This window comes from Streptomyces mangrovi, assembly GCF_900114215.1.
Classification (GTDB): Bacteria; Actinomycetota; Actinomycetes; order Streptomycetales; family Streptomycetaceae; genus Streptomyces; species Streptomyces barkulensis.
On the sequence record NZ_FOSG01000019.1, the window covers coordinates 1 to 864 of the forward strand.

The window sequence follows — 864 nt, forward strand, 5'->3', positions numbered from 1 at the left end:
CCTATCCGCTGTGCGCGTAGGAGTCTTGAGAAGGGCTGTCCCTAGTACGAGAGGACCGGGACGGACGAACCTCTGGTGTGCCAGTTGTTCTGCCAAGGGCATGGCTGGTTGGCTACGTTCGGGAGGGATAACCGCTGAAAGCATCTAAGCGGGAAGCCTGCTTCGAGATGAGGACTCCCACCCCCTGGAGGGGGTAAGGCTCCCGGGAGACGACCGGGTTGATAGGCCGGAGATGGAAGCTCCGTGAGGGGTGGAGTTGACCGGTACTAATAGGCCGAGGGCTTGACCGTAGATGTTCGCGTCCACTGTGTGGGTTCTGAGACCACGAACGGCCTCGGCAGGTTTTTCGGGATTCTAATTGAACAGTGTGCTTGTTCGCTTGGAACACTCGAGTGGTGTTTCGGTGGTCAGAGCGAGAGGGAAACGCCCGGTTACATTCCGAACCCGGAAGCTAAGCCTTTCAGCGCCGATGGTACTGCATGGGGGACCGTGTGGGAGAGTAGGACACCGCCGAACAATATTTGAAGGACCCTTGGTCCCAGCGTGCATGCTGGGACTAAGGGTCCTTTTTCTGTTTGTGCGCAAGATCGAACGTGTATCACCCCAAGACAGGAGCCACACCAATGTCCAATTCCTCCGAGGAGCAGTCGGGCCGGCCCGAGCGCTCGGACAGGCCACGTCGCCAGAACGGTGACGAGAGGCGTGGTGGGTTCCGTCGTGATGAGCGGTCGCGTGGTCCGCGCAGGGACGATGAGCGCGGTGACCGTGGTGGTTTTCGCCGGGATGATCGTCCGTCGTTCCGTCGGGACGATCGGGGTGAGCGGTCGCGTGGTCCGCGCAGGGACGACCGTAGGGACGACCGTG

Annotated in this window: 2 rRNA genes; both read left to right on the plus strand. The window is 60.9% G+C overall.

Going from position 1 to position 864, the window contains the following annotated elements:
* Positions 1-290 (plus strand): 23S ribosomal RNA (locus tag BM237_RS22395); the annotation flags it as partial.
* Positions 291-399: 109 nt separating this feature from the next.
* Positions 400-516 (plus strand): 5S ribosomal RNA (gene rrf / locus BM237_RS22400).
* Positions 517-864: the final 348 nt, after the last annotated feature.